The organism is bacterium, from assembly GCA_019912885.1.
Lineage (GTDB): Bacteria > Lernaellota > Lernaellaia > JACKCT01 > JACKCT01 > JAIOHV01.
Genome location: JAIOHV010000227.1, coordinates 1 through 11,449, shown reverse-complemented (window position 1 = coordinate 11,449; position 11,449 = coordinate 1). Strand labels below are relative to the sequence as shown.

Genomic DNA, 11,449 nt, shown 5'->3' with positions numbered 1-11,449 from the left:
GCTCGTGCGTTTCGTGAAGCCCGACGTCGTCGTCGCCGTCGGCGGATACGCGAGCTTCGCGGCGGGCGTCGCGGCGTTTCTGTCGCGCGTGCCGCTCGTGGTGCTCGAGCAGAACGCGATCCCCGGGCGCGTCAACCGCGTGCTCGCGCGCCTTTCGCGCCTTTGCGCGGTCGCCTTCCCGGAAGCGGCGCGGCGGCTCGCCGGCCGGCGCGTGGAAGAGATCGGCAATCCCGTGCGCGAGGATCTTCTCGAGCGCTTCGCGAAAATTCGCGCCGAAAAAAACGACGGCGGGTTCCATCTGTTGGTTTTCGGCGGCAGCCAGGGCGCCCATCGGCTGAACGAAGCGGCGAAGGAATTCGCGGCCGGCCACCCCGATCGCTTCGCGGACGGCTTTTCGATGACGCACCAGACCGGCCCTCGCGAGATTGACGGCGTGCGCGCGTTTTACGCCGACCGGAACCTGCCGGTCGATGCGCGCGCGTTCATCGACGACATGGCCGAAGCGTACGCGCGCGCGAGCCTCGTGTTTTGCCGCGCCGGCGCGACAACCATCGCGGAACTGACGGCGCTTGGCCTGCCGAGCGTGCTCGTGCCGTATCCGTTCGCGGCGGACGATCACCAGCGCGCGAATGCCGAGTACCTGGAGAGCGCGGGCGCGGCGGAGATCGTCAACGACGCGGACCTGACCGGCGGCGCGATGGCCCGGATCGTCGATCGCCTGCGCCAGGCGCCCGAGCGCCTGTTGGCGATGGCCGACGCCGCGCGCAGCCTCGGCAAACCCCAGGCCGCGGACGCGATCGCGCGGCGCATCGTCGCGATGGCGGGAGGCGCCTGATGTTTCGCAAGACCCGGCGCATTCACTTCGTGGGAATCGGCGGCATCGGCATGAGCGGTATCGCCGAGGTGCTGCGCAACCTGAACTACGAGGTCTCCGGCTCCGACCTGCACGAAAACACGCAGACGCGGCGCCTCGCGGATCTGGGCGCGACGATCCACATCGGCCACCGCGAGGAGAACATCGCCGGCGCGGACGTGCTCGTCACGTCGTCGATCATCCCCGCGGACAATCCGGAGGTGCAGGCGGCTCGCGCCGCGTTCATCCCGGTCATCCCGCGCGCGGAGATGCTCGCCGAGCTGATGCGCATGAAGTTCGGGATCGCCGTCGCCGGCACGCACGGCAAGACGACGACGACCAGCCTGATCGCGACGATTCTCGGCGCGGCCGAGCTCGATCCGACCGTCGTCGTCGGCGGGCGGCTCGATTCCATCGGCAGCAACGCCAAGCTAGGCGGCGGGCCGTATCTCGTCGCCGAGGCCGACGAGTCCGACGGCAGCTTCCTTCTGCTCTCGCCGATGATCGGCGTGGTCACGAACATCGATCCGGAGCACATGGATTACTACTCCGGGCTCGAGCACCTGCGCCGCACCTTCGAGCTGTTCATCAACAAGGTGCCGTTCTACGGCCTGATGGTGCTTTGCATCGACCACGAAAACGTCCAGGCGCTCTTGCCGAAGATGCACAAGCGCTACGTCACCTACGGCCTGTCGCCGCAGGCGGACCTGGTCGCCCAGGATGTCACGTTCGACCGCTTCCAGAGCCGCTTCACCGTCGTTGACGCGGGCGCGGGAAGCCTCGGCGAGGTGACGATCGGAATCCCCGGCATGCACAACGTGTACAACACGCTCGCCGCGATCTGCGTCGCGCGCGAGCTGGAAATTCCGTTTGACGTCGTGCGGGCCGCGCTCAAGGATTTTCGCGGCGTCGGCCGGCGGTTCGAGCGCGTGGCCGAGGTGGGCGACGTGCTCATCATCGACGACTACGGCCACCACCCGATGGAAATCCGCGCGACGCTCGCGGCCGCCAAGAGCTTTGACCGGCGCATTGTCGCGTGCTTCCAACCGCATCGCTACACGCGCACGCGCGACCGCTTCGAGGAGTTCCTCACCGCGTTCAACGACGCGGATATCCTCGTCATCACGGATATCTACGCCGCGAACGAAAAGCCGATCGAGGGCGTCACCGCGCGCAAGATGTTCGACGGCGTGCGCGCGTGCGGGCACAAGCACGTTCTGTTCGAGCCCGACAAATCGAGGCTCGTCGACATGCTCGCGGACATCGCGGAGCCGGGCGACCTGGTCATCACGCTGGGCGCCGGCGACGTCACCCGGATCGCGCACGGCCTTTCCGTCGAGCTGCAAGACCGCGCGGAGGCGACATCGTGACGCACGCGGTTTACGAGCGCATCCGCGAGACGTTTGGCGAGCTCGCGTTTCCGATGGCGCCGATGTCGGAGCGCACGACATTCCGCGTCGGCGGGCCGGCGGATATGCTCGTCACGCCGCGCACGCACGAGAACCTCTCGCGGCTGATGGCGATGCTCGCGCCCGAGCACGTGCCCGTTTTCATCTTCAGCGGCGGCAGCAATCTTCTGGTGCGCGACGGCGGCATCCGCGGCGTGGTCATCGACATGTCGCGGGGATTCGACGAGCTGGATTTCGAGGAGCTGCCCGACGGGCACGTGCACATCCACACCGGCGCGAGCCGCAAGGTCTCCGAGGTCGTCGAGGCGTGCGCCGAACGCGGCTTGTCCGGCCTCGAATGGGCCGCCGGCATCCCCGGCACGGTGGGCGGCGGCATTCGCGGCAACGCGGGCACGCGGGACGGCGATTTCGCGAGCACGCTTGTGTGGGTGGAGATCGTCGATCGGGAGGGAACGTTCACGCGCATCCCGCGCGCGGATATTCCGTTCCGTTACCGCGGCATGGCGCTGCCCGGGCGCTTCATCATCACCGCGGGGCTGCTCCGCGTGCGACCGGGCGACGCGGCCGGGATCCGCAAGAAGATCGACGACATGATCGCGTGGCGCTACCAGCGGCAGCCCTACGAGGCCGCGAGCGCGGGTTCGATTTTCAAAAATCCCGACCACGCGCCGGCGGGTCGCCTCATCGACCAGGCGGGCTTGAAGGGCACGAAGATCGGCGGCGCGATGATCTCCGATGTGCATACGAACTTCATCGTCAACACCGGCGGCGCGCGCTCGCGCGACATCGTCGCGCTCATCGAGCACGCGCGCCGCGTGGTGTACGAAAAGCACGGCGTTCAACTCGACACGGAAGTCGTGATCGTGGGCGAGGAGGCGGACGATGCCGGTTGAGCGCGTCGCGGTGCTCTACGGCGGGCCGTCCGCCGAGCGCGAGGTGAGCCTCAAGTCCGGCGCCGCGTGCGCGAGTGCGCTCGCCGGGCGCGGGCACGACGTCGTCCTGATCGACGTCGGCGCGGACCTGGCTGCGCGTCTTGCCGCCGAGCGCGTCACCGTCTGCTTCAACGCGCTGCACGGCAAGTGGGGCGAGGACGGATGCGTGCAGGGCCTGCTCGAGCTCGCGCGCATTCCGTACACCGGCCCGGGCGTGCTCGGCAGCGCGATGGCGATGGACAAGTTCGTCACCAAGACGCAGTTCGCCGCCGCGAACATTCCCGTGCCGCCGTACATCGTGCTCGCGCCCGGCGACGATGCCGCCGCCGTGGTTGCGGGGCTGTCGCCGCCGTGGGTGGTCAAGCCGGTCGCCGAAGGGTCGAGCTTCGGCGTGACGATTCTCGACAACGCCGCGGAGCTTCCCGCCGCGCTCGCCGCCGCGCGCGCGCACGACGCACGGGTCATCGTCGAGGGCTATGTGCGCGGGCGCGAGATCAACGTTGGCGTACTCGATTACACGGCGCTCGGCCTCGTGGAGGTGCGCCCGAAGCCCGTTCCCGGCGAGCGATTCACGTTCTACGACTACGCGCACAAATACACGCGGGGCATGACCGATTACGTCACCGACCCCGGCGGGATCGAACCCGATCAACGCGCGGAGCTGTTCGATCTGGCCGAACGGGCGGCGCGCGCGCTGTTTGCCGAGGGCGCGGTGCGCGTGGATTTCCTCGTCGCCGAAAGCGGCGACGCGTTCGTGCTCGAGGTCAACACGCTACCGGGCATGACGGAGTTGTCGCTGTTGCCGATGGTCGCGCACGACGGCGCGGGGCTTTCGTTCGCGGACCTTGTCGAACGCATTCTCGCGACCGCGCGGCTGAAGGTGGGCTCGTGATGCGCTGGTTCAAACGCCAGGAGAATCTGCGCAAGGAGGACCGCCGCGAACGGCGTTTCGACCGATGGCGTTCGGCGTGGAAATACGCCCGCCCGCTTCTGGCGGCGATCGTCATCGCCGGCGGCGCGCTCGCGATGCGCGGCCAGCTTGTCGATTCGCCCCTGTTCGCGCTTGACAACCTCAACGTGAATCCCACGCCCAACGTGTCGGGCGACGATCTGCGCCGATTCATCGACGCGGACCGAGGGCAGAATGTCTTCACGGTCGATCTCGACGGCATGCGCTCGCGCATTCTTTCGCACCCGTGGGTGGCGCGCGCCGAGATCCGCCGCGTGTTCCCGAACGAGATTCGCGTCGCGATCACCGAGCGCCGCCCGGTCGCGACGATCCTGCTCGCCAAGGGCGCGGCGCATCTTTCGCCGACCGGCCCGCGCCGGCAGATGCCGGGCCTGTATTACGTCGACAGCGAGGGCACGATCTTCACCAAGGTGGAGCAGGCCGATATCCGCCCCCTGCCGATGCTCACCGGCTTCACGCGCGAGGGATTCCTCGAGGAAAACGCGCACGGCTCGATGCGCGGCCGCCTGCGCGACGCGGTGCGTCTTGTGGACGTGGCCGTGAACGAGGGCGAGATCGACCTTTCGCGCATCGACGAGGTGCGCTTTGACGCGGGGCGCGGGTTCTCGATTCACATCGACCGCTCGCGGACGGCGATCCACGTCGGCGACCCGCCGTTCGAGACGGCGATGAACCGCCTCGCGCTCCTGATGGAACAGCTCGGGCCGCGGCTGGTGCTCGTGTCCCGCATCGATCTCACGCAGGAGGACTCCGCCATCGTGAAGGGCCTCGCGAAGGAAAACACATGAAAGGCCGTCACCCGATCGTCGCGGGCCTGGATATCGGCAGCACGAACGTCACCGCCGTGGTGGGCGAGGCGGCCGATCACGGCCTCGTCGTGCTCGGGGTATCGAGCTATCCGGGCAAGGGGCTGCGCAAGGGCGTCATCGTCAACATCGAAACGACCGTCGCCACGATCCGCGAGGCGCTCAAGGATGTGGAGGCGATGGCCGGCTGCGACGTGGAGACCGTGTTCGCCGGCGTCTGCGGCGCGCACATCAAATCGCTGAACAGCCACGGCATGGTGCCGATGCGCGGCGGCGAGGTGACCGCCCGGGACGTGGAGCGCGTGCTCGAGGCGGCGAGCGCCGTCGCCATTCCGACCGACCGCGAGATCCTTCACGTGCTGCCGTACGAATACATCGTGGACGAACAGCGCAACATCAAGGATCCCGTCGGCATGACGGGCGTGCGTCTCGAGGTGAAGTGCCACATCGTCACCGGCGCGCAGACGAACACGGCGAGCGTGGTGAAGTGCTGCAACCAGGTCGGCGCGACCGTGAACGAGATCGTCTTTCAACCGTACGCATCGAGCCTCGCGGTGCTGTCGGATTCCGAGCGCGAGGTCGGCACGGTGGTGTTCGACATCGGCGGCGGAACAAGCGGCGTCGCGGTGTTCCGGGAAGGGGCGCTCATCCATTCGTCCGTGCTCGCGCTCGGCGGCGGCAACATCACCAACGACATCGCCCACGGCCTGCGCGTGCCGGCGTTTCCGACGGCCGAGCGCCTCAAGGTGAAGTTCGGCCACGCCAAGGTTGCCGAGGTCGATCCGCACGAGGAGGTGGAGATCGACGAGTCGACGACCGGCGCGCGCCGGGTCGTCTCGCGGCAGATCCTCTGCGAGATCATCGAGCATCGCTGCGACGAGATTTTGCGCCTTTTGCACTCGGAGCTGGAGGAGGCGGACCTCGCCGACGCGGCGCGCACGGGGCTCGTAATCACCGGCGGCTGCGCGAATCTTCCGGGGCTGGCGCGTCTGGCGGGCGAGATCTTCGAGACGCAGGTGCGCGTCGGCGCTCCCGCGAACGTCACCGGTCACACCGAGATGCTCGACGACCCCCGGCTCGCGGGAGCCGTGGGGCTCGCGATTTACGGCCGCGAGGCCTTGCTGAAGGGGCCGGGCGTCACGGCGCGCCCGTCCGGTTTCCGGAAATCGATGGTCCGGGCGCGCGACTGGCTCAAGGAGTTTTTTTAGAAACCCTTCCCCCCGCAAGGGGGAGTTCCCCCGAAGGAGTGAGCATGAAATTCGAGGTTTTCGAGCGGCAAAAGGGCGCGGACCTGAAGGTCGTCGGCGTCGGCGGCGGCGGCGGCAACGCGGTCCGCACGATGATCCAGTCCGGCTTGTCCGGGGTGGAATTTATCGCGTGCAACACGGATCGGCAGGCGCTGGAATCGAATCCGGCGCCGCAGCAGATCCAGATCGGCAAGGGGCTCGGCGCGGGCGGCAATCCCGACGAGGGGCGCAAGTCCGCGGAGGAATCGCGCGACCGCATCCGCGAGGCGCTCGACGGCGCACATATGGTGTTTATCACCGCGGGCATGGGCGGCGGAACGGGCACCGGCGCGGCGCCGGTCATTGCGCGCATCGCGCGGCACGACATCGGCGCGCTGACCGTCGCCATCGTCACGCGGCCCTTCAATTTCGAGGGAAAGCGCCGCTGGCGCCAGGCGGAAGAGGGCATCGAGGCGCTGCGCGAGGAGGTCGATACGCTCCTCACGATCCCGAACCAGAAGCTGCTCGCGCTCGCCGGTAAGGATCTGCCGATGCTCGACGCCTTCAAGAAGGCCGACGAGGTGCTGCTGAACGCGGTGCAGTCGATCTCCGATCTCATCACCGTGCCCGGCATCATCAACCTGGATTTCGCGGACGTGCGCACGATCATGAAGGGGACCGGCGTCGCGCTCATGGGCACCGGCGTCGGTACCGGCGAAAACCGCGCGATCGAAGCCGCGGAGATGGCGATCTCCAGCCCGCTTCTGGAGAACGTGCAGATTCACGGCGCGCAGGGCGTGCTCATCAACATCACCGGCGCGTCGGACATGTCGCTGTCCGAGATCAACGACGCCGCGATGCACATCCAGGACGCGGCGTCCGAATCGGCGAACATCATCTTCGGCTCGGTCATCGACGAGCGCATGGGCGACTCCGTGCGCATCACCGTCATCGCCACGGGCTTCGATCCGGTCGCCGAGGCCATCCGCGACTCGCGCGAGGAACGCATCGCGAGCGGCGTCAGCATCCTGCAACGGCGCCGCCCGGAGGCCGCGGATCGCCCGGTGATCCGCTTGGGGCGCGTGGACGACTTCGAACAGACGCCTGTCGAGACGACGCCGACGCGCCTTGAACGCTACGCCGACGAGCGCCGCGTCGACGAACGCCGGCGCGTCGCGGAGAAAGGACGCCGCGACCGCTCGATGGACGAATACGACATCCCGACATTCCTGCGCCGTTCCGCGGATTAGTCGGCGCGGCGCCTAGCGCAACGAACCGCGACCGTGAGGGAGCGGGTCTCGCACGGCTCGCCCCGCCGGCGGCCGACACGATCTCTGACAAAAGCGGCGCTTCGCGCGCCGTAAAGATCGCCCCCAAAGCGATCACAGCAAAGACCGTCTCCAACCTTTCGTCGGTCTTTGCGGGGCCGCGTGTCCCCCAACGCGCGGCTCCAACCCACTTTCTAAAGGCCACCGGGTTTTGCCGCTTCGGTGGCCTCTTTTTTTGCCTACGGAACACAGAGGGCACGGAGGGATTAGAGTTGAATCGCAAATTTCGTCATACGAATCGGGAAACGAATTTCGGCATCGAAGAGGAGATGTTGTTGTTGCTCAATGAAATCACCGGCGCGGTCGTGGATTCCGCCGTGAAGGTGCATAAGGCGTTGGGCCCTGGCCTGCTTGAGAGCGCGTACGAAGCGTGTCTTGCTCACGAATTGCGAAGCCGCGGGTTGTCGGTCGCAACGCAGGTTGTTTTGCCGCTTGAGTACGAAGGTTTTGTCGTCGAGGCCGGATACAGAATGGATATGGTGGTTGAAGGCAAGGTCATCGTGGAGATCAAGTCCGTCGAAAAGCTCGCCTCCGCTCACGATGCTCAAGCGCTAACCTATCTGCGTCTCAGTGGGCTTCCGGTTGTCCTTCTCGTCAATTTTTATCAACGCCGACTCAAAGACGGCATCAAACGCTTCGTCGGTCGCAACTACGTCGCGGAAATTGAGCCCGGTCCTTTTGATTCCGTCTGATTTACTCCGTGTTCTCCGTGTCTTCTCCGTGCCCTCTGTGTTCCGTAGAAAAAAATTGACCGCCCCATCGAATCCCCTAAACTCGCCCGAACGCTTGCGTCGGAGGTCCGATATGCGCCGCCTTGCCGTTCTCGTCCTTGCCGCCGCCTTCCTTCTCGCCGCCGCGTCGCCGTCCGACGCCGCGCGGAAAAAGAAGGAAGATCGCGATCCGTGGAAAGGGCGCGTCGCGATCGGCGCGCGGCTCGGCGGATCGTTCGGCGGCGAGGGCTCCGCGTTCGTCGGCCAGGCCGTCGTGACGTACTGGTGGATCAAATACCTATCCACCACACTCGCGAGCGGATACGGCTATTACACCGCGTTTTACACCGACGCCGACGGCGACGAGCAAACCGTGCAGGTCAACTACGTGCCTTCCGAGTTTCTCGTCACGCTTTACCCGATCCCCGGCGGGCGCATCTCGCCCTATCTCGGCCCCGGCGTCGGCGTCGATTACATCTGGTACGAGATCGAGGACGAGAGGCAGTCGGGCACGATTTACTCCGGCATCGGCCGCGCGGGCATCCTCTACGCCATCGCGCCGAACGCGGGCGTCTCGCTTGGCGTGCGTTACACGAAACCGCTCAACACGACGGGCGACCTGGACGACCAGGACCAGGCGACGATCGGCCTCGAGGCAGGGCTGTCGATTTTCTTCTAGTGCGGGGGGACGCGTCGTCGCGATGTCCGAGCCGCAAACGAAGTCGCGCCGAAGCGTCCGCGGAGGCGGACGAAGTGCGCGGGCGATACGTCCAACAAATTTTTCGCACCGATTGTCGCTCATGTGATATATTCAGCGCCTTGAAATGTGTTTTGGGGAGGGTGCTCCGATGCGATCGTCCCTCTTGAATGTCTCCGTTACCGTCATCGCGGCGTGCGCGCTTGCTTTGTCGGCCGGCTGCGACGATGACGAACGGAACGAAATCGAGCCCGGCGCTAACGCGTTCGCGCTGACCGCGCCTACGGTCACCACGACGACGATGTTTTCGACAACGACGACGCGCCCGAGATTCACGACGTCGACCGGCGTGTTCGCCACAACCTCGACAACGACCTCGACGACCGCGGGCACGACGACGACGGTGACGCTGCCGTACGTCGACATTACGATGATCGCGGGGCCAGGGGAGGGTTATCTCGATCAGGTTCCGTCGATGGCGCTAGACGTTGACGGCGAGCCGCACATTGCGCGCGCTCACAACGAAGGGAGCTTGTATCATCACTGGCGCGATGTCGGCGTTTGGAAATCGGAAAAGGTGTCCCAGGTCGGCGGTCATTACTCCGGTATCGCGATTGCCGACGATATCACCTATATCGTTCATGTGCGCCGCGACTATTGCGGCAAGAACGAAACGCACGACACTCAACTCATCTCCATGAAGGCAGATACAGACCCTTGGCAGACTACCGATCTTGGTGTCATTCAGGGCTTTTTCGGCCGCCGTTTTCAGAATATTGCTAATGTGGCGATCGGACCAGAGGGCACGCCGCGCGTGTACCACCAGGCAACCCTCTGGCTTCCGCAGTGCGCCAATATCCCTGGGTTCGGTTTCTCCGCGGTTGCTTATTACCCGGATGCGCTCGCGCCATTTCCCTCCCGATTCGATATCGGACAAACGACCACGGGCCACGCCCTTGCACTCGACAGCCTTGGACAGCCGCATATACTGTACGATGCCAACACTCACTCCTATGCGCCCCGTTACGCTCACCAGGCCGGTACGCAATGGATCACGGTTTCTCTCGCACGACCACTGTCTCACAAATATCTGACATCGGCGATCGCCGTCGACGACACCGACGCCGCTCACATCCTGCTGTATGACTTCACCGATTCTGCCTTGATCTACGCAAGCAACGCGAGCGGCTCATGGACCAGTGGAATCGTTGCCGACGAAGTCGTTGATAACGATACCCTCGGTCGTCGAGCGGACATCGATGTCGATGCGTCCGAGCGTCCGCACGTGGTTTTCTTTGAGCCCCATGACGAGAACCTTCGCTATTCGTGGCGATACCGGGGCACATGGAAAAGCGCTGTCGTCGATTCGCAAGGCGATGTCGGATGGTCGCCGACAATGGTCGCACGTGACGGTATCGGCCACGTCGTCTACGCCGGTGCGGGCGCGGTGTGGTACGCGGAGTTTCCGCTGCAATAGCACGAATCGGTTTTTGGATTTTCCAAGCGCCGGCTCATCGGCGCCGGCTCATCGCGCGGATGGGGCGGCCGCTTGCGGGCGCGCGCGGCTCTGTGATCGCCGGGATACGCGCGGCGAGCTTGCGGTCCGCTTCCCCTCTCGGTGCGGGGATTCGGTTGCGGTAAAAAAAATCTCCGTGCCCTCTGTGTCTTCTCCGTGCGCTCTGTGTACCGCCGAAATGCGATTCATTCTGCATTCCGCTCTCCGCATTACTCAAACGGTGCGCCGCCCGTGGCGATCGGCGAGGGCTCTTCGTCGGGTTCGGCTTCCGGGGGTTCGGGCTCCAAGGCCGCGTGGCGTTTCCATCTCGGCATCACACCCGCGACGAGCATCAGGCCCGTCACGATCAAAACGAGCGCGATCGCCTCGCGCCAGCCGAGCGTTTCGCCGAGGAAGATCGCCGCGAGCGACGCGGTGACGATCGGCTGCAGCGTCACGTAAGTCGCGGCGAGCGTCGATGACGAGTGCCGCACCGCCCACATGTTCGCCGCGTAGCCGAGGATTGTCGGCATCAGGATCACGTACGCAAGGCCCAGGTACACGAGCGACGCGTGCGTCTGGTGCGTGAACTCCGAAAGCGACGACGAGGAAACGATGACGACGCCAAGCCCGCCCGCCGCGTAGGCGCCGGCCGTCAGCGTCAGCGGCGGAACGCGGGCGAGCACGGGCCGCTGCAGCACGAGATACATCGCGTAGCTCGCGCAGTTCGCGAGGATCAGCACGTTCCCCAGGAGCCGGCCGGACATCGGCGCGGCGCGCGCGGCGTCAAGCACCACGAGCGCGCCGGCGACCGCGGATGCGATGCCCACGATCTTCGCCGCCGTCAGCCGTTCCACGCGAAACGCCGCCGCGAGCGCCGCGGTGAAAACAGGGATAGCCGGCATGAGGATGCCGACGTTCGTCGCGGTGGTGTACGAAAGCCCGACGATGAAAAGCACCTGATTGAGGAACACGCCGAACAGCCCTAGCTTCGCGAACGCCCACAGGTCGGCGCGCTCGTGG

General features: G+C 65.9%; 11 protein-coding genes. 10 read left to right on the top strand and 1 reads right to left on the bottom strand.

Going from position 1 to position 11,449, the window contains the following annotated elements; genetic code table 11:
* The 10 genes from K8I61_20240 to K8I61_20195 all read left to right on the top strand — a co-directional run.
* The coding region (locus K8I61_20240; GenBank protein ID MBZ0274374.1) for a UDP-N-acetylglucosamine--N-acetylmuramyl-(pentapeptide) pyrophosphoryl-undecaprenol N-acetylglucosamine transferase at positions 1-835 on the top strand (835 nt) is incomplete at its 5' end.
* Positions 835-2,223, top strand: a complete 1,389-nt coding sequence (gene murC / locus K8I61_20235) for a UDP-N-acetylmuramate--L-alanine ligase (protein ID MBZ0274373.1) — start codon at positions 835-837, stop codon at positions 2,221-2,223. The genes K8I61_20240 and murC, both read left to right, overlap by 1 nt.
* Positions 2,220-3,155, top strand: a complete 936-nt coding sequence (gene murB, locus K8I61_20230) for a UDP-N-acetylmuramate dehydrogenase (GenBank protein MBZ0274372.1) — start codon at positions 2,220-2,222, stop codon at positions 3,153-3,155. The genes murC and murB overlap by 4 nt, the downstream gene beginning before the upstream one ends.
* Positions 3,145-4,086 (top strand): D-alanine--D-alanine ligase, encoded by a 942-nt coding sequence (locus K8I61_20225; GenBank protein MBZ0274371.1) that lies wholly within the window; start codon positions 3,145-3,147, stop codon positions 4,084-4,086. Before murB ends, K8I61_20225 begins: the two co-directional genes overlap by 11 nt.
* On the top strand, positions 4,086-4,952 hold the full coding sequence (locus K8I61_20220; GenBank protein ID MBZ0274370.1) for an FtsQ-type POTRA domain-containing protein: 867 nt from the start codon (positions 4,086-4,088) through the stop codon (positions 4,950-4,952). Before K8I61_20225 ends, K8I61_20220 begins: the two co-directional genes overlap by 1 nt.
* The gene (gene ftsA / locus K8I61_20215; GenBank protein MBZ0274369.1) at positions 4,949-6,178 is read left to right on the top strand and encodes a cell division protein FtsA; all 1,230 of its coding nucleotides are present in this window, start codon (positions 4,949-4,951) and stop codon (positions 6,176-6,178) included. The genes K8I61_20220 and ftsA overlap by 4 nt, the downstream gene beginning before the upstream one ends.
* A 44-nt stretch (positions 6,179-6,222) precedes the next feature.
* Positions 6,223-7,446: a cell division protein FtsZ gene (ftsZ, locus tag K8I61_20210; GenBank protein ID MBZ0274368.1), complete on the top strand. Its 1,224-nt coding sequence runs from the start codon at positions 6,223-6,225 to the stop codon at positions 7,444-7,446.
* 353 nt (positions 7,447-7,799) lie between these two features.
* Positions 7,800-8,216 carry a GxxExxY protein gene (locus K8I61_20205; GenBank protein ID MBZ0274367.1) on the top strand — a complete coding sequence of 139 codons (417 nt, stop codon included), beginning with the start codon at positions 7,800-7,802 and terminating at the stop codon, positions 8,214-8,216.
* Between the two features lie 112 nt (positions 8,217-8,328).
* Positions 8,329-8,913, top strand: a complete 585-nt coding sequence (locus K8I61_20200; GenBank protein ID MBZ0274366.1) for a P44/Msp2 family outer membrane protein — start codon at positions 8,329-8,331, stop codon at positions 8,911-8,913.
* Positions 8,914-9,082: 169 nt separating this feature from the next.
* The gene (locus tag K8I61_20195) at positions 9,083-10,408 is read left to right on the top strand and encodes a hypothetical protein (GenBank protein MBZ0274365.1); all 1,326 of its coding nucleotides are present in this window, start codon (positions 9,083-9,085) and stop codon (positions 10,406-10,408) included.
* Between the two features lie 248 nt (positions 10,409-10,656).
* Here the strand turns inward: K8I61_20195 and K8I61_20190 are convergent.
* A partial coding sequence (locus tag K8I61_20190) for a DMT family transporter (protein ID MBZ0274364.1) occupies positions 10,657-11,449 on the bottom strand: 793 nt, incomplete at its 5' end.

What these genes read in the sequence shown, in the direction of transcription:
- murC (MBZ0274373.1), top strand. Translation starts at nt 835, where the DNA reads ATGTTTCGCAAGACCCGGCGCATTCACTTCGTGGGAATCGGCGGCATC.
- K8I61_20225 (MBZ0274371.1), top strand. Translation starts at nt 3,145, where the DNA reads ATGCCGGTTGAGCGCGTCGCGGTGCTCTACGGCGGGCCGTCCGCCGAG.
- K8I61_20220 (MBZ0274370.1), top strand. Translation starts at nt 4,086, where the DNA reads ATGCGCTGGTTCAAACGCCAGGAGAATCTGCGCAAGGAGGACCGCCGC.
- ftsA (MBZ0274369.1), top strand. Translation starts at nt 4,949, where the DNA reads ATGAAAGGCCGTCACCCGATCGTCGCGGGCCTGGATATCGGCAGCACG.
- ftsZ (MBZ0274368.1), top strand. Translation starts at nt 6,223, where the DNA reads ATGAAATTCGAGGTTTTCGAGCGGCAAAAGGGCGCGGACCTGAAGGTC.
- K8I61_20200 (MBZ0274366.1), top strand. Translation starts at nt 8,329, where the DNA reads ATGCGCCGCCTTGCCGTTCTCGTCCTTGCCGCCGCCTTCCTTCTCGCC.
- K8I61_20195 (MBZ0274365.1), top strand. Translation starts at nt 9,083, where the DNA reads ATGCGATCGTCCCTCTTGAATGTCTCCGTTACCGTCATCGCGGCGTGC.